Here is an 18,341-nt window from a genome sequence, read left to right as displayed (position 1 = left end):
TGTATTATGTTTGGTGTAATGGGATTAAATTCTCGCGGAGTGGTGTCCGCGGCAATTTTCACGCTCGCTTTTGCGGGCCAAGGTGCGTTCGCTCAGTCGTGGTATGCAACTGACGTGCGCCAAGGGGGCCATGACCCTTCCATGTACAGGGACGAGAATGGCTACATCCTTATGTCCACGAATAACAACCTAGCAATGTGGACCTCGACGGACATGGTCAAGTGGAGTTCGAAGGGCCAGATTTTCAGGGATAGCCCGCAGTGGCTCAAGAATGCCGTGGGCGGAAGGACTGACGGCATCTGGGCTCCGGACCTGTTCCATTTCAATAACCAGTACGGCGTGTTTTACTGCGGCTCCGTTTTTGGCCAGCGCACGTCTGCAATCGGTGTCACGACGAACGCGAACCTGAACTTCTCGGATCCGGCAAAGGGCTGGACGGACCAGGGCGAGGTGACGCGTACCACAAACAGCAACAACTACAACGCGATTGATGCCGACGTGGTGGTGACTCCCGATGGTCAGTACTGGATGACGTACGGTTCGTGGAATGCGGGCGGTATCCGCTTGATCAAGCTGGACCCCAAGACGGGCAAGCAGGCGAGCGACGACAAGAAGAACTACCAGATTGCGACGCGCGGCGGTACGGGTATCGAAGGCCCGAGCCTCATCGAGCACGGCGGGCAGTATTTCTTGTTCACGGCCTGGGACGTATGTTGCAAACAAGGTAACGAAATCGAACAGACCACTTACAAAACGGCCATGGGCCGCGCCGACAAGGTAAATGGAACCTACAAGGACCGCAGCGGCAAGGAACTCAACAAGGGTGGCGGAACCATCCTGATGCAGCGTTACAGCCGTTACGTGGGCCCGGGCGGCGGCGAAGCCTTCAAGGACCTGAACCGCATCCGCTTTGTGCATCATTACTACGACCTGACCGGCGACAAGTTCAACCACATCCACATTCGCGACTTGGTGTTTACCGACGACAACTGGCCCGAAATGGGGCAGCCCTTCCTCGGGCGCTACCTGAGTGCCGAGGCGGAACACGGCATTATGACACGCGGTGCGACGGATGACCTGACCTTCAATTACACGAAGGAAGCCTCGAACGGCGAATACGTGGGCTACATCAATACGAAGGGTTCCAAGATTCGCTTGCCGATGAACATTATGCAGGCTGGCGACTACATTATGCGTTACCGCTACGCGAATGGCGGCGATAAAGATGCTACGCACAAGGTAACGGTGAATGGAAAGGCGCAGACGGTAAAGCTCCCGAAGACGGGCGCCTGGGGCAGTTTCCCCGAAAAGTCCGTGGCGATGGTGCCTGCAAAGCTCAAGCGCGGCGGCAACTTTATTGAGGTGGAACCCGACCAGAATTATGCGGAACTGGACCGCATCGACTTCTTGCGCGTGATTCGCGATACCATTCCGGGCAACGGGTTCGATAACGGCATCAAGGTGCGCCTCACGAACGACGACAAGCTTGCCGTCAAGAGCGGTGGCTACGCCATCTTCGAAAACGTGGTGACGGATTCTATCAAGAGCACCGAAGTCAAGGTCGAACTGCAGCAGTGCCGCGGCGGAACGCTCAGTATCCGCGAAGGTTCTGCTTCGGGTACGGAACTTTCCAAGTGCACCGTTCCTTCGAACTGCGCAAACGGCGCCTGGACCGAAGTGAACTGCTCTGCCACCAAGAAGCTTTCGGGCGTCAAGGACTTCTATCTCACGGGCAGCGGCATGAGCGGCGAAGTGCTGGTCGGCAACATCCGCTTCGGAAAAATTGCCGAACCGCCTGCCTCGAGCTCCAGCGTGGCTCCGGTGGAATCTAGCTCCAGCATCGCTGAAGTTTCCAGTTCCAGCGAAATTTCGACGGCTCTCGCTCAGACAAAGTCTTTGAAAACCGGCTATAAATTGACTGCAAATGCTTTGGGCTACACCCTCCATTTTGATCGTCCTGGCAATTACGAAGTCTTCGTGATGAACCCGATGGGTCAGCTGATGGCTCGAAAGACTGTGCGCATGGAATCTGAGGTGTCACTGCAGGGCCTGCCTAAAGGAAAGTACATTTTCAAGGTGATGAATCGCTAACAAAAAAGGGATGTTTGGGTATGTTTAAACGTGCTTTATCTATGCTGATGGGGGTAGCGGCTGTTGCGATGGCAGCGAATCCCCTCACTACAAAATTCTACTCTGCCGATGCCGCGGCGCTCGTGCACAACGATAGCCTGTTTATTTTTGCGGGCCACGATGAGCAGGGCGCTCAGGGGAACAACAACAAGTTCTTCTTGATGAACGACTGGCATGTGCTGGTGACCGACGACATGGAAAACTACCATGACTATGGTGCGGTACTTTCATGGCGGACCTTCAAGTGGGCGAGCGGCAACGCCTTCGCGGGCCATTGCGAATACCGTAATGGCAAGTTCTACTGGTACGTGGCGGTGCATCATAAGACCATCAAGCAAGACGAAGGTTTTGCGATTGGCGTCGCGGTGGCCGATCACCCCTCGGGCCCGTGGAAAGATGCTATCGGCAAGGCGCTCGTGACCGACAACACCCCGAATGATGTCGCGCTGAATATCGACCCCGCAATTTTCTACGATGGGAACGACATCTGGATGTATTGGGGCTCGTGGAACGCGGGCCGTCGCGTAAAGCTCAAGGAAAACATGATTGAACTCGCGAGTACGCCCGAAGACATCAAGATCAGGGACTTTTTCGAAGCGCCCTGGATGCACAAATACCGCGGCAACTACTACTTCAGTTACGCCTCGGGCTACCCGTCTACCACGAATTACTCGATGGCCACGAGCCTGAATGGCCCGTGGACGCAGAAGGGCGTGCTGAACGACAAGCTCGACAACTCCGAGACGAACCACCAGGCGATTTTCAAGTATCTCGGGCACTGGTATTTCATGTATCACGGCGCAAACGCGCCAGGTGGCTGGACCTACCGCCGCTCCGTGAATATTGACTACCTGTACTACGACGAGAATGCGAATATCCAGAAAATCAAGCGTACCACCACGGGTGTAGACAAAGTAAATAATACACTCGTGAAAAACGGCACGTACCGCCTGACCGTTTCGCACAGCAACCTGTCTTTTGTTGAAGAGAACGGAATCGTGGTGCAGCGTCCCGAAAGCGAAAAGGATGCGAACCAATTCTGGACCGTGGAACGCAGCACGAAAAATGCCCGCCATTACACGCTCAGAAATTACGGTACCGGCCGCTACTATTGCCCGCCCAAGACGCTGCTCGATACCGTCAAGACGTCGGCGACCGCCTGCGAAATCCGCATCGAAAATGCCTCTGCCGCAAAGGGCTACTACCTGTACGGCGACTATGACAGCGACTTTGTGGGCGACGTGCTGAATGTCTCGAAGGATTCGGGCATGCCCGTGATTACCTGGGTGCGTACCGGTGCGGACAACCAGAAGGTGAAACTCGCGAAGGCGACCCCGCCGGCCGTTGAACCGGAATCGTCTTCTAGCGTCGAGGAGTCTTCCAGCTCCGAAGTTGCTGAAAGTTCTTCGAGTTCCGAAGTCGCGCCCGAAAGTTCTAGCAGCGGAACTACCGCGATTGCTCCGCGTGCCGCTCGCCAAGGAATGCAGGTGCCTGCTCGCAAGGGTTACCGTGACCTCAAGGGCCGCAGTTTTGACAGGCGGATTCCGTATCGGGTGATGTTCTAGCGGAATTAACTTATTCTAAAAACAGGAGTGTTTGGATGTATGGATTGGGAAACGCCCTACGGGGCGGCTTTGTGGGTGTCGGCTTGTCGCTAGCCGTTGGCGCATTTGCGGCAAGCAATCCCGTTGTCACGAATATGTTCACGGCAGACCCCGCAGGGCTCGTTTACAACGATACCATGTATATCTTCACGGGGCATGACGAGGCGCCCGCCGGTCACGAAGGTTACATAATGAACGACTGGCACATATTCTCTTCGGGAGATATGGATACCTGGGTGGATCGCGGGGCCGCGCTTTCTATCAGGTCTTTCAATTGGGCGCGTGGCAGTGCCTGGGCGAGCCAGACTATCGAACGGAACGGCAAGTTCTACTGGTACGTGACCGTGCACGACGGCAGGGACTTTGCAGTTGGTGTCGCCGTCGCGGACCATCCGGCAGGCCCGTACAAGGATGCCATCGGCAAGGCGCTCATTACCAGCGACATGACTCCGGCGAATAGCGGCGTGAATTACGATATCGACCCGACCGTCTTTATCGATGACGACGGACAGGCTTATATTTATTGGGGCAACGGCGCCGTGATGGGCTACAGGCTCAAGGAAAACATGGTCGAACTGCAAGGTAACATGTTCAACGTGACTCCGCCCAGTTTTACCGAGGCTCCGTACGTTCATAAAAGGAACGGCTACTACTTTTTGACGTATGCCTACGGCTGGGAAGAACGCATTGGCCAGGCGACCATGAAAAGCCCGACGGGGCCCGTATCCAATTCCAAGGTCATTGTTGGCTTCAACAAGAATTCCAATACGAGCCACCAAGCGTTCGTTGAATTCCATAACCAGTGGTATTACATATACCATACGGGCGCGATTGGCGGCAGTTTCCGTCGTGCATTGTGTGTGGACTACGCCTACTACGAAAACGACTCGACCATCGCGAACATCACCATGACCGATGCGGGCGTAAAGAAGGTGGATCACGCGCCAATCAGGGATGGCGTTTACCGCATCAAGGCGCGGCATAGTGGCTTGAGTCTCGAGGATGCGGCTTCTGCGGTAATCCAGATGGATTCCGAAGAAAGTGAATCGCAGTTGTGGGCGCTCAAAAGAATCGATGGTTACACCTACACGCTCAGGAACATCGAAACGGGAAAGTACCTTTCGTTCGGAAAAGGAAACCTGCTGGATACCGCAAGGACCGTCGATGCCGAAAACAGGATTGTCATCGAGAACTTTAATGTGGATGACGGTTACCGCCTGTATGCGGATACCGCAAGTGAATATCTGGGCGATGTCCTGAACATCTCTACGGAGGCGGGCATGCCGCTTGTCGTGTGGAAACAGACAGGGACGCAGAACCAGTCGTTCAAGTTTGAATATATGGGCGACGAATCTGCATATAGTTCTTCCAGCGTAGAGGTCGCGCCCGAAAGTTCCAGCTCCGAGGCTGTATCGAGCAGTTCCACGGAAATTACGTCGCTAGTCGCAGCGTCTGGGAATCTCGGTGCGCGGATTATCGGGGTTTCTCGCGCGGATGGGTTGCGGTTCTCGCAGGCTGCGGATTATGCCCTGATGAACCTGCACGGCATGGTCGTTGCCCGCGGGCACGCTGCGCAAGTCGCGGTGAAGAATCTTGCCCCTGGCGCATACGTGGTAAGGTTCGGCGGCCGCATCCAGAAAATCGAGCTGAGGTAAAGCATGTTCGACCGTGAAAATTTCGCCATCGTCAAGCAGATTGCGGTACTCAGCCTGCTCGCCATCGCGCTCGGACTTGTTTACGGGTAAGCCTATTCGCATTGGGAATTGAAAAATACCCATTTTTCGTTTAAAATCGCCAATTTTAAAATTTTTCAAAAAAATTATAGTACGTTTTGTAGTAAAAATGGTTATATTTATAGAAAATTGTAGTACAATTTATAGTACAACAAGATGCTAACAAAAAAAACAAAGGAGTGAAGGATGTTTGGATTGGGAAAAATTATCAGGAAAACGGCGCTGGTTCTGGGTGCCGTGGCAGTTGCGGCGCTTGCGCGCCCGTATATCGTGGGTGTCGATGTCTCGTGGGTGCTCGAAGATGAGTCGCTGGGGGCAAAGTACTACGATAACGGCAAGCAGCAGGACCTCTTTGATATCCTGCAGAATCATGGAATCAACTTTATCCGCGTGCGTACCTTCGTGAATTCGTGCATCGGCTATGCGAAGAACAGCTACTCTGGCGCAAATTCCAACGTGTGTTGGTGCGACCTGGAACATACCATCGCGCTCGCTAAGCGCATCAAGGCGCACAATATGGGATTCTTCCTCGATTTCCACATGAGTGACACGTGGGCTTCCATCGGTCACCAGGATGTTCCGGCCTCTTGGGCGGGCAAAAGCAATGCCGAGATGGGCAAGCTCGCCTATAATCACGTGAAGACGACCATGGACGCGCTCATGAAGGCGGGACTTCGCCCCGACATGGTGCAGGTGGGCAACGAAATCAACTCGAAGGTGGCGGGCGTTTCACTGAGCAAGACGGCGGACTTCGCGAACATCATCAATTCGGGCGTGCGTGCGGTGCGCGAGACGGATCCTTCTATCAAGATTGTGATGCAGCATGGCCAGCCGCGCCCCGAGAAGGGTTTTGCGGATTGGTACAACAAGATTCACGCGAATATCGACTACGATGCCATTTGCGGTTCCACCTACGGTACCACGAACAACGGGCAGGATTGGCGAGATATGTTCGGGCTCGTGGTCAAGAACAAGAAGGCGGTGCTGAGCTGCGAATATACGGGCGAACGCACGGCCCTCGTGAACTCGGTGTTCTATGAATTTGGCGACCTGGGCTGGGGAACCTTCGTGTGGGAGCCGACCCGTTACAGCAAAAAACCGATGTTTGATCGCGATGGCCAGAAATACACGGCGAATGCGCGCCTTAGGGAACTGCGCGATATCGCAAAAAAATACAACGCGACGCTTCCGGACTGGGTAAAGGTCGGTAAAACGACCCAAGTAAAAGTTCCGCAGGTTTCCGTAAAGACAGCAGCATCAGTCGGTGGACACATTGAGCAAAGCATCGTCGGCGATTCCGTCCCTCAGGGTTCCTCTCTCACCCTGAAGGCGGTTCCGCTGAACGGCTGGGAATTTGCAGGCTGGAAAGGCGACCTCACCGGGAAAGACGCAGAAGCCACCATCAAGGACATTCAAAAAGGAATTAACGCACAAGCCGAATTCAAGTTCATCGCAAAAGATTCGCTCCACTACGAAGCTGAAAACGCCTTGTACAACGCAACAATTTTTGAAGACAAGCATCAGGGATTTTCTGGGAAAGGCTACGCCAATTTAGACAACAAAATAGGATCTTCAATCACCTTTGGCGTATGCCTTCCCAACGATGGCGAACAGCAAATGAGGATAACTTTCGCAAATGGTTCTACAGCGAATCGCGCCGTAAGCGTTTCCGTCAATGGAGAGGTTCAGGTAAAGTCTCTTGACATGCCTTCAACAGGTGAATGGACTGATTGGAACGATACAATCGTCATACTCAACATGCCCGCCGGAGCAAGCTCCGTGAAGATCGAATCCTTGACAGAAGACGGTGGCCCAAACATTGACAAGATTGAATTCATTGCCGCAAAGAAAGAAAATACAACTGCAATAGCGAAAAAAATCTTGCAGCAGAACATGAACCTGCGCAGAAGTGGCAAGACATTCTTTGTGAATGGCCGCAGCACGGGACGCGACAGGGCTTCCTACATTAAAATTTATACAAAATAAGGAAAAATGGTGTTATGGGATGGACAAAATACACAAGCGCATTCGCTCTTGCGGCTGTTGCAACATACGCAGCAGACAGCTACAAGTTTGACTTCGGAGACGGACCCGTAAAGGCAGGCTACACGCAAGTCAAGAGCAATACGAAATTCGACACCTCGCGTGGATACGGTTTTGAATCGGGCAAGGTCACATCCGTTGATCGTCTTTGGGACGATGAACTTCAAACGGATTTCTTGACGACAGACGGATCCATGACTTTCTCGGTAGTGCTTCCGCAAGGAAATTACGAGGTCAAGTTCATTTTCGGTGACGGCGAGAACGAAAGCGAAACAACTGTATGGGCCGAAAATCGCAAGCTGATTTTTGACCGCGTGACGACTGCGGGCGCCGTGTTCAGTACGCAGAGCGTTTCGCTCCGCCGTATGGAAACGAAAAGCATTGACGGCAAGGTAACGATGAGTATCAAGGACCGCGAAAAAAGCTACTACACCTGGGATAACAAGCTGACTTTCGTTATCACAGGCAAGGCTCCCGCTGTAGCCGGACTTGAAATCACGCCAAAATCCGATGTGACAACCTTATGGCTCTGCGGAAACTCCACCGTTGTTGACCAAATGACCGCTCCGTGGGCGGGATGGGGCCAAATGGCATCCGGCTTTTTCAAGTCATCGGTTGCTGTGGCAAATTACGCCGAATCAGGGCTTACCGCAAGCGGATTCTATAGTATGAAACGCTTGGCAAAAATTCTTGCCGAGGTCAAGAAGGGCGACTATGTGACAGTGCAATTTGCGCATAACGACCAGAAGAACGCCAATGATGTCGCCAATTACGAAGCTACGCTCACTAAGTACGCAAACGAAATCAAGGCAAAGGGGGCAATTCCCCTGTTCGTTACCTCGACAGCACGCCAGGGAGAACTCGACCCGAAAACAAGTGTCGGAGGCCTCCCAGAAAAAATGCGTGCGCTTGGCAAAAAGCTTGGCGTAACGGTTCTGGATTTGAACCAACATACCGTCAATTTGCAGAAGGCGCTCGGCAACAACAAGGAAAAGCTTTACATGTACACAGCAAAGGACAAGACCCATTTCTGCGAATATGGAGCTTATGAACTTGCCCGTGCCATGATGGAAGAAATCAAGGCAAAAGTTCCCGCACTTGCAAAGCATTTGCGTGATGACCACGAAGCTTTCAACTCCAATAAGCCAGATCCGCTTGATGTTCTGTCCCTCAAAAAAGCCCCCATTACCGAAGGCGGACTTGTAGAAATTGAACCGGAGAATCTTCCAACAGACACCGCAAAAGTTGACACGGTTGCAAACGACTCTACTGCAATTTCAACGGCAGATTCCACAAAGAACGATTCCACCACGATACTTCGTAGCGCAACAATTGCCGAAGCATTAACCGTAAATTTCAACAGAATGCATAAAACCATATCCGTACATCACGGGAACAGGGGCGGACAAATTCAGCTTTTTGATTCGCTAGGTAAAGAAGTTTTTAATTCAACATTTAACCGAGGCAATTCAGCAGAAACGTTTAATTTGCCACCACAAATAGGCAGAGGTATTTATTACCTCAAAGTACTATCTGGCAGCATCACAAAAATACAGCGTCTCAAAATAGCTCGATAAACATTTTCAAAAAGGTGTGCAGCATGTTTGGATTGAGAGAAATCTTCAAAAAAGCGACTTTTGCCGTGAGTGCCGTGACTATCGCGAGCCTTGGAACAGAGGCTCAGGCACAAACGATTCAGAACGATGTATTCTGGAAAGATACAAGCGGGAATTTCATTTACTCGCAAGGCGGCGGAGTTCTCCAAGTGGGCGATACTTTCTATTGGTACGGAGTCAAATACAATGGCGCCGTCACATATGCTGCAAACCCGACAAAAAAGAATAGCGATACCGGCTTTTCGGGAGTTACTTGCTACTCCTCGAAGGATCTAGTGAATTGGAAGTTCGAAGGCATCGTACTAAAACCCGATCAGGCTGCAGGCGGTTGGTTTGGACGCATCGGCGTGGTGTATAACGCCAAGACCCAAAAGTACGTACTTGCGGGGCAAGGCGGAAGCCCAAACTGGCAATTTGGCGAATATTTTGCCACGAGTAGCTCCCCCACAGGGCCATTCAAATTCGCTCGTGTACAACCCGAAAGCGAGATGACATTCTTCGTAAACAACAACACGGGTGACCAAACACTCTTCCTGGATGACGATGGAAAAGCGTACGTGATAGCTTCAAATGTAAAGGGACGCACGAACCTTTATGTGGCACCGCTCCGCGAATCCGATTTTCTTGCAATTGACGGTTCCAAGACAGTAAACATCCACAAAAGTCGAGTAGGCGGCCGCGAAGGTAACGCCATGTTCAAGTACAACGGCGTATATTATTTCTGCTCGTCGGATTTGCACGGATGGAACACCTCGCAAACTTACTGCATGTCCGCAAAAAATATCCTCGGTCCCTATAGCGAAGAATTTGTTCTTGAAGGAACGCAACATGACTTTAGCCATGTAACACAGACGGGTTTCTTTATCCAAGTGAAGGGAACCAAGGGGTCGTTCGTGGTTAATGCAGGCGACCGTTGGAGCGATTTTGCAGGAAACGGACTTGGATACAACCAGTGGCTACCAATTTCGTTTGAAACAGGTAAACCAGTATTTCATTCTCTAAGTCAATGGAATATTAACGCCAAAGAAGGAACATGGAGCGTTGGCGACGGCAACAACTATTGTCTGAACCCAACGTTTGAAGCGGATCGCGTTTCGCAGACATCGCTCACAGGGTGGAAACTTGCAAAAGCTTCTTCAGCAGACATCAATTCGACATCTAAGAAAAGAACAGGGCGCTGGGGACTTTATCTGACAGGTTCCAACACCATTTCGCAGACATTGACAGTACCTAACGGCAAGTATAAATTGACTGCGTATGTACAAAGTAGAGGCGGTCAAAAGACTGCAAAAATCTTTGCGAAGGACTTTGGCGCAAGCGAAGTAAATGCAGATATTTCAGCGGCATCGTCAAATTGGAAACAGAAAAGCGTCGCCGAGTTTGAAGTCAAAAACGGCAAGGTGACGATTGGATTTTCGATTGATGGCGAAAGCGACAAGTGGATTGCCATCGACGACATTGAACTTGTGAAAACATCAAAGAGTGTAGCGACCCCAACAACCGATCCGATACCGGTCACACCTGTTGAACCGCCCAAGGATATGGATGTGGTAAGCAAGGATTCCGTAGTCTATGAAGCGGAAAAGGGATTTATCGCAGAAGGTGTTACCGAAACTACCCATGCGGGATTTTCAGGCGAATCTTATGTGAATTTGGACAACAGCAAGAGTTCTTACTTGAAAATTGCCGTATGGAATAGCGAAGCAGGTAAACGTAATTTGAAGGTGACTTACGCAAATGGCGGGAAGAACGCAAGACCCATAAGCGTTTCTGTGAACGACACCGTACAAATCGAAAGCCTAGACTTAGATGTTACTGGCGAATGGACTGATTGGAAATCTAAGGAATTTTCCCTCACACTCCCTGCTGGGAAAAGTATTGTTACGTTCAAGTCTCTTACAGACGAAGGCGCTCCGAATATTGACAAAGTTGAATTTGTGAAAACCGAAGAAAATAAAGATTCTTCCGATGTCAAATCGCAAGAGAAAACAATAGGCATTGCACAAAGAATTACACCACACCATGATGTAAACATGCACAAAAACAGCAGGTACTTTTACGTGAACGGAAGAAGTATGAATACGCTACAACGTAAAGCTTCCAGAATTAGAGTGTATTCAAAATAAGGAGCGTAATTATGAAGTCGAAATGGTTGATTGAGGCTGGGATCGCGTTTTGTGCGGCCCAAGCGTTCGGCAGCGTATATTACGTAGCTCCGAACGGAAACGACAAAAATGCAGGCACGAAGGATAAGCCATTCGCGTCTTTGAATAAGGCGAATGCAGTAGTGAATGCGGGCGATACCGTTTGGATTCGCGGCGGAACCTACCTGCATACGGACACGAACTATGTGAAAAATGACAACATGTTTGCGGGCATTCACCTGACCAAGAGCGGCTCAAGTGACAACAAGCGCATTCATTACCTCGCGTACCCGGGCGAAAAGCCGGTCATTGACTTCAGCAAGATGCCGATTGCCAACGGTTCGAACAACATAAGATACACTTCGGGTATCCTCATTCAGGCGCAGTACTTGCACTTGAAGGGGCTCGAAGTCAAGAATGTTCCCATGAAGGGCGAATCAAATGTGGGCGTGTACGTGTCCCGCAGTAAGCATATCTTCTTGGAACTGATCGATAGCCACCACAACGGCGGTTCGGGATTCTTCGTGAACGAGAAGGGCTCGGGAAGCGGCGGCGGACATTTGTTCTTGAACTGCGACAGTCACGACAACTACGACCCCAACGGGCGCCAAGGTGATGGACAAAATGCCGACGGCTTTGGCGTGCACTACCAGACTGGTGGCGATACGACAAAGTTCATCGGTTGCCGTGCCTGGTGGAACAGCGACGACGGCTGGGACTTTATTAGTCAGGAATTCCCGGTAGTCATCGAGAACAGCTGGGCGATGGGCCACGGCTACAGCAACTACGGTACTGGCAAGCCGAAGGATGGCAACGGAAATGGCTTCAAGGCAGGGAGCAGCAAGACGGGTATCCGCCACACCATCCGTAACTGCGTTGCATGGAAAAACAAGGCGGCGGGCTTTTACGCCAACCACAGCAGCGGCGGAAACGATTGGATCAACAACACTGCATACATGAACGGCAATGGATTCAATATGTGGGCAAGTACCTGGGACGCAAACAGGAACCGCACCGACGGCGTTGTGCTCAAGGGCAGCAAGGCTCATGTGATGAAGAATAATATAGCCTTCCCGAACAAGACCTCTTACATTGGCGGGAATTACGCTGCAGGCGAATACAACACCTGGAATCTGAACATCACACCGAAGGAATCGGATTTTTTAAGCGTGTCGGATCCGAGTATGACCGTGACAGGGCGAGAACTTGGTCCTCTCGGCGGTGCACTTGGTCCCCGCAAAGCGGACGGAAGTCTCCCCGATGTCGATTTCCTGAAACTTGCGCCAAAAAGCCAGATGATTGACAAGGGTGTTAAAGCGGGTTTACCCTATACTGGGAAAGCTCCGGATTTGGGTGCGTACGAGTACGGCGCGACTTCAAACAGTTCAGTTGTCAAATCAAGTTCCTCAGCAGCCACCGTCCAAAGCAGTAGTTCGTCCACAGAAGCCGTTTCAAGCAGCTCTATAAGCGAGTCAAGTAGCTCCGTTGCATCATCAAGTTCATCGGAAGTGCGCACGGAAAGTTCTTCTAGCATCACCACTTCCATTACAATGAAATTGAGCCGCGAAACAATGGTATTAGGAAACGCAAGCATCTTCGATTTGCAAGGAAGATACTTGGGTAACTTGCAAGCAGAACAGCTTCGCGATGGCGATATCGCAAAAGCTATTCGTGCTAAATTCGGCAAGCCCGGAGTTTACCTTGTAAAACAAGAAAAGAAAATGATAAGAATTCTCACAAAATAAACACCAACTCATCCAAAAAACAAAACACCTCGGCGAACGCCGAGGTGTTTCGTTGTAGGATTTGATAGAGAGAAAAATTATTTTCCGCCGACAGGGAACAGCGCAAATTGCAACTGAAAAACTTTATCTGAATTCTTATCTTCTTCGGCGATGAGCGCAATTTCCTTGCGGAAGGCGTTGATGCGCTCCACGATGCGTTCGTAACCTTCCTGGCTAATGCCTAGCGTAAGCCCAGAAACGTGACGCGAGCCCGGCGGATCGCGATCAATAGAATCCGCAGCAAGCTTTAGACAATGCTGGTGGAAACCGCGCAGCGCAAGTTTTGACGTGCGGTTCCCCGTGCTAATCGCGCTCTCGGTGAGCACGTATTTGCCGTCATCCCCTTTCTTGATAAGTTCACAGTCTTCGAGCAACTTGACCGATTTTTTGGCTTCGTCCGCCGTCACATGCGGGTGGACCATTTTCGCAAGCGCTTCATAATCGCCATCAAAACCGAACATGCCGATAAGACTGCGAATAATCAGGTGCCGCCAATGCGAATACACCATGTACTGCGCATGCCCGAGAATATGCTGTTTCTCGGAAAAGCGCACCACCTTGAGCGCCGCCTGCATTTCTTCAAACGCGGCATTACGCTCGTCCATCGTTTCCGCCTGATTGAACTTCACAAGCCCAATAAAAAACTCGGTCTCGTGCTTGCCCAGGCGCAGCCCAGAAGCCACTTTCGGGATGCTCGCGCTCGAAAGATTCTTGTCACCGTTCATCACTCGACTGATGAAATCTTTGGCCTTGAACCCGATTTTATCCGAGAAAACGCGGAGCGAAAAGGCAGGGTTCGCCTCCTTCTTTGCGTTGTAATAATCTTTCAAAAACTCCCGGTAGTCCAGGTATTCGAAGATTTTTTTCCCTAGTTTCTTTTCGCCCATGCCATAAATGTAAGAAAATTATGTTTTGCGGGGTATAAAAAAGCGACTTTAGCGTTGTCCAGAAACAACGAGAAATCAGCTTTCACGAGAAAAGCGCTTTGAAGTGCGCGCCGCAAGATATAGATTATGGGTATGGGGGAATAATCCCCCTAATTGCAGCCCGCTTCGCGGTCTTCCATTACCCCCAATGCGGGCTTCAGACGCCAGCCCGCAACGCCTGGCTTAATTGCTATAAAGGGATGGAACAAGCCAAAAGTTGGGTAATCGCAAAAAAGTGAGGAACAATGGGTATGAAAGGTTTTGGTCACATCGCTCTTGCAAGCGTTGTCTCAATTTTCGGAATTTCCGCAGTACACGCGGCAGATGCGGCTGCAAAAATTCAAGCCTCTGAAGTCGTTACACTCCCGTCCGACGCCGCTTACGGCGGTGGCGATAAAATCGGCTCGCAGCTGATTGCAGCCACATACAACGCCGGGAAAGGCCCAGGCATTTGGATTGTCGCCGATGGCGGTTACAGGCTCTACCACAACGGTTCACTCCTCGCCGAAGATAATCAGGCAGGCCGCGTGCGCTTTATCCCGATGACATTCCTGCCCGGCGAAAACGCCATTTCTGTCGTGAGCGTGAACGGCAAAGGCGCCCCGGGCGTTCTCGTGCAAATCGACGACCTCGACAAATCTTACTATTCCGGCAGTGGCTGGAAGTCAAAGCCCGTTGTCAGCAACAACTCCTGGAAAAATAAGGGCCGCGACCTCTCGCAATGGGGAGGCGCCACAACGCTTTCTTACGCAAACAACAAGCTCCCGAGTGGCAGTGCGCTCGAAAATTTCGCCACAAACACACAAGCGAAATGGATTTGGACAAGCGATGAATCCGACCCAACAGCAGTGCTTCTTTTCACGTTCAATGTGAAGGCCGAAGGCTTCGGTGTCACCACAACGGGTGGCGACGCAGGCAAAGTCGTTATCGCAAGCGATTCCGCAAGCATCCGCAAGTACTTGCAGAACAACGATGCGGTCACGATTCTCGTGCCCGAAGGCACTTACGACTTTAGGCAAATGCGCAATGCGGTGACCGAGGCGAACAAGCAAGGGCGTACTTGGTGCCGCACGACTTGTGGCGAGACGAACCGCGTGACAGGCAAGACGAACAAGTTCTACCGCATCGCCTTCGAGAAAAACAGTTGCGCGAGCCTCGGTGAATCCGGACTCGAAATCGTGAAGGAATCGGACAATCTGCAGGCGTGGAGCAACTGGATTACCACCAAGCCGAACAAGAGTCTCGTGGGCATGGGCCGTGGCGCAAATCTCCGCGGAGCATCCATCGCCGTGCGCAGTAACGAAGGTTCTGGGAACCACATCTACCGCAACCTCGCGATTTACGATGTGAACCCGCACTTGATCGAAGGCGGCGACGGCCTTGAAACCGTAGGCACCGCCAGCAAGCACGTAGACAAATTCTGGGCCGACCATATCAGCTACAAATGGATTTCCGATGGCATGGATATGGAATTTGTTGACAACGCCACCATCAGTTATCTCGATTTTGACGGAGCCAACGAATACAACTGCTGGGGTACCGACCCCTACATGGCACTTGTCGAAGATGCCCACCTGACATACGCGAATAACTACTGGCACAATACTTATGGCCGCGTGCCGAAGGTGACGGGCGAAAGCAACGGTTCGCAGGTGCATCTGTACAACCAGTATGTAGATTACAACCGCTTCTTTGTAGCGGGGGCGAATGGTCACAGCGCAAATGCGAAGGCCTACGTGCGCTACGAGAATAGCTATATCGACAACGGCCAAGGCTATTTGGCCGAATGGGGCGATAACGGCTACGTTTACTTTAGCGGAGTTACGTTCGGGAACGGCACCAAGCAACAGCACCGCTACAACGGCACCGTGAAAAGCGGAGTCCCACAAGCAGAAACATTCAACCCGAGCTACAGTTTTGAAAAGCGCAATGTCGCAGACCTCCCGAAAGAAATTCCGAACCTCTCGGGCGTGGGCGGACGCTACGGAAAAATGCCCGAATACAACCAAGGCTTTGGTCAAAGCAACAAGGCTGCAAGCGTAACGCTCACCGCACCTGCCGCTGGCGCAAAAATCACTGCAAACGCAGACGTGACCTTAAAAGCCGACGCCAAGGACAACGACGGCTCCGTGAAAAGCGTTGCATTCTACGTCGGCAACACGCTCGTCGGAACATCGACCACTGCGCCGTACCAGGTTACCGCCAAGAATCTCGCCGCAGGCACACATTCCGCAGTCGCCGTCGTGACGGACAATTCCGGACTCACATGGATGTCTGAATACGTGACGTTCACCGTCGAAGGCGCGGCAGAATCTAGCAGTTCAACAGTCGCTGAATCCAGCTCTAGCGAAGTTTCTTCATCGAGCGTCGCGGAATCTAGCTCCAGTGCGACACCCGCAAGCAGCTCCAGCGAAGGGACCATCGGCATCGCCTCCCCCATGCAGCGCGCGACCGAAGCCGAAGCAGGTTTCTACCGCATCTTTGACATTCAGGGACGCCCGCTGTACTCCGGCAATAGCAAGCCCGCCAAGATGCCCACCGCGCATGTCATCGTGATTGAATACTCCAAAACAGGCAAAACATTACGCCACTATATCCAATAACGATTACTATAGCGATTAATAGCCCACCCGCTTTTAGCAAATCTTATATATATTGGTATCAATGAAGTTCTGCAAAAACATATTGGCTGTTTCAATTGCGTCCGCCGCAATTTTTGGAGGTTGCTCCTCCGACAGCCATATTGCAGGCAACAGCGCCGAGACGGGTTCTCCTGAACTCGCCGGCATTTTCCTTTTGGATAACGGCAAGCCCGCCGCATTTGCGCGCGTGCATTGCGTCCCTAGCGACTTTGACGCGGCCTCAGGCGAGCTCCCCGCCGCCTACACCACGGAAACGGATTCCACAGGCTACTACAGCCTTGATTCCATTCCTGCAGGCACTTACGCCGTCGAAACTTTCCATGAACAATCCGGCAAGCGGTTCCTCGTACAAAACGTAAGCATCACCGAAGACGATTCCATCGCCGTTAGCGATACGCTCCGCGCACCAGGCTCTGTCGAAATCGCGTTCAACAGCCTCATTGAAGACGGCACGTCCGTCATGGTCACAATCCCCGGAACGACCATTTTACGCAAAGTGACAGTCCTCGGGCAAAAAGCCATTATCGACAGCTTACCCACCGACACGCTCGGTCTCAGAATTTATATAGAAAACGACACGTTGGATTACGGGGATGTCTTCGTCAAATCAGACACGACCGTCCAGACGCTCATCAACTATCCCCACATCGAATACACGTTCGTCGCCCCGCTTGCACTCCCCGAAGGCAAAGACACGCTCTCGTCTTTTGTGAGCGACATTCCGCTTGCGCTCCGCCTGACCGCAGAAAACAGCGACATCGATACACTCGCTCGCTTGCAAGGCCGCTGGGAAGTTGTACGCATTTCAAAAGATGGCAAGCGCAGCAAAAAGCTCCCGATTGTGAATTCAGTCTTTGACGAAAAAGAAGCCGTTTTCTGGGTAAGCGTGGATTCGTTAAACGTTTCCGACTCGCTAGAGCTTTCGTTCAACAATGCGCTTGAATCGGGTTACGCTCACGACGTATTCCCGACTAACCGCAGCTATTCGCTCGTGTACCATTTTGATAGCGGAACCGACATCAAGGACGATGCCGAAAAAGGCTATTTCGATGGATCGCTTACCGCCGCAGAAACGGGAACCGAAACGGTCGAAAACCGCAACGCAGACGGCGTTCTCGGCACATCCATTTCGCTAGACGCAACAACTTCAATCACCGCGACAAACTCCGCCAAGATAGACTCATCTCGCAAGGTTAATTTGTCCTTTGATGGTAAGCAATTCTGTTTCTCACTGTGGGTTAACCTCGAATCGCTAAAGCAACAGACCATCTTTGAAAAAGTAGATGAATACGCTCTCCGCTACGATCCCGACCAAGGCTTTGTCGTAGAGTTCTACGCCACGGACACCGTAAGTTATAAACAAACGTGGGCGTCCGGCACAAAAGGAATCGAAGCTGGCAAATGGATTTTCATTGCATTCAGCAAGCACTCCATACCACAAACAAATTACTTTATCAACGGCGTTAAAATTGAAGCCGAAGAAAGCCGTAGCGATTGGGACGGCAACCGCGAACTTGCAGACTTTAAAATCGGCGGATTCAACGGGAAAATAGACGAGCTCATGCTCGGTAGCGCCTTCCGTGACGATTCTTGGACTCGCCTCACCTACTTAAATCAAATGCCCAAAAATTCCTGGCCAAAACTTTCCGCAAAAAAGTAAGCTAGCATTTCACCGCACTTAGCGGATTCATTTTTTTGAGCAAAGACCTCTTGCCAATC

At 51.5% G+C, this 18,341-nt stretch carries 10 protein-coding genes; 9 read left to right on the top strand and 1 reads right to left on the bottom strand.

The genetic code is table 11. From position 1 onward, the window contains the following. The first annotated feature begins 6 nt into the window (after positions 1 to 6). From FSU_RS11980 to FSU_RS11950, 7 genes are all read left to right on the top strand, one after another. The gene (locus tag FSU_RS11980) at positions 7 to 2,091 is read left to right on the top strand and encodes a family 43 glycosylhydrolase (protein ID WP_014546656.1); all 2,085 of its coding nucleotides are present in this window, start codon (positions 7 to 9) and stop codon (positions 2,089 to 2,091) included. A 20-nt stretch (positions 2,092 to 2,111) separates the two neighbouring features. Then, on the top strand, positions 2,112 to 3,695 hold the full coding sequence (locus FSU_RS11975) for a glycoside hydrolase family 43 protein (RefSeq protein ID WP_014546655.1): 1,584 nt from the start codon (positions 2,112 to 2,114) through the stop codon (positions 3,693 to 3,695). A gap of 35 nt (positions 3,696 to 3,730) precedes the next feature. Beyond that, positions 3,731 to 5,389 carry a family 43 glycosylhydrolase gene (locus tag FSU_RS11970; RefSeq protein WP_014546654.1) on the top strand — a complete coding sequence of 553 codons (1,659 nt, stop codon included), beginning with the start codon at positions 3,731 to 3,733 and terminating at the stop codon, positions 5,387 to 5,389. Between the two features lie 264 nt (positions 5,390 to 5,653). Continuing rightward, on the top strand, positions 5,654 to 7,453 hold the full coding sequence (locus FSU_RS11965; RefSeq protein ID WP_014546653.1) for a glycosyl hydrolase 53 family protein: 1,800 nt from the start codon (positions 5,654 to 5,656) through the stop codon (positions 7,451 to 7,453). 14 nt (positions 7,454 to 7,467) lie between these two features. Further along, positions 7,468 to 9,087: an SGNH/GDSL hydrolase family protein gene (locus FSU_RS11960; protein ID WP_014546652.1), complete on the top strand. Its 1,620-nt coding sequence runs from the start codon at positions 7,468 to 7,470 to the stop codon at positions 9,085 to 9,087. Positions 9,088 to 9,110: 23 nt separating this feature from the next. Continuing rightward, positions 9,111 to 11,252, top strand: coding sequence for a family 43 glycosylhydrolase (locus FSU_RS11955; RefSeq protein ID WP_014546651.1), 2,142 nt, complete (start codon positions 9,111 to 9,113; stop codon positions 11,250 to 11,252). Between the two features lie 11 nt (positions 11,253 to 11,263). Then, entirely contained in the window at positions 11,264 to 13,015 is a 1,752-nt protein-coding gene (locus FSU_RS11950; protein WP_014546650.1) for a right-handed parallel beta-helix repeat-containing protein, read from the top strand. 77 nt (positions 13,016 to 13,092) lie between these two features. Here the strand turns inward: FSU_RS11950 and FSU_RS11945 are convergent, their stop codons facing one another. Then, positions 13,093 to 13,941, bottom strand: coding sequence for a TIGR02147 family protein (locus tag FSU_RS11945; protein ID WP_014546649.1), 849 nt, complete (start codon positions 13,939 to 13,941; stop codon positions 13,093 to 13,095). A 290-nt stretch (positions 13,942 to 14,231) separates the two neighbouring features. On the opposite strand from FSU_RS11945, the gene FSU_RS11940 reads away from it, so the two are divergent. Continuing rightward, positions 14,232 to 16,583 carry an Ig-like domain-containing protein gene (locus tag FSU_RS11940; RefSeq protein WP_015732171.1) on the top strand — a complete coding sequence of 784 codons (2,352 nt, stop codon included), beginning with the start codon at positions 14,232 to 14,234 and terminating at the stop codon, positions 16,581 to 16,583. A 61-nt stretch (positions 16,584 to 16,644) separates the two neighbouring features. Further along, on the top strand, positions 16,645 to 18,282 hold the full coding sequence (locus FSU_RS11935; protein WP_015732170.1) for a LamG-like jellyroll fold domain-containing protein: 1,638 nt from the start codon (positions 16,645 to 16,647) through the stop codon (positions 18,280 to 18,282). The last annotated feature ends 59 nt before the right edge of the window (positions 18,283 to 18,341 follow it).

This window comes from Fibrobacter succinogenes subsp. succinogenes S85, assembly GCF_000146505.1.
Taxonomy (GTDB): Bacteria; Fibrobacterota; Fibrobacteria; order Fibrobacterales; family Fibrobacteraceae; genus Fibrobacter; species Fibrobacter succinogenes.
The sequence above is the reverse complement of the archived record's forward strand: the minus strand, read 5'-3'. Positions and strand labels throughout refer to the sequence as shown.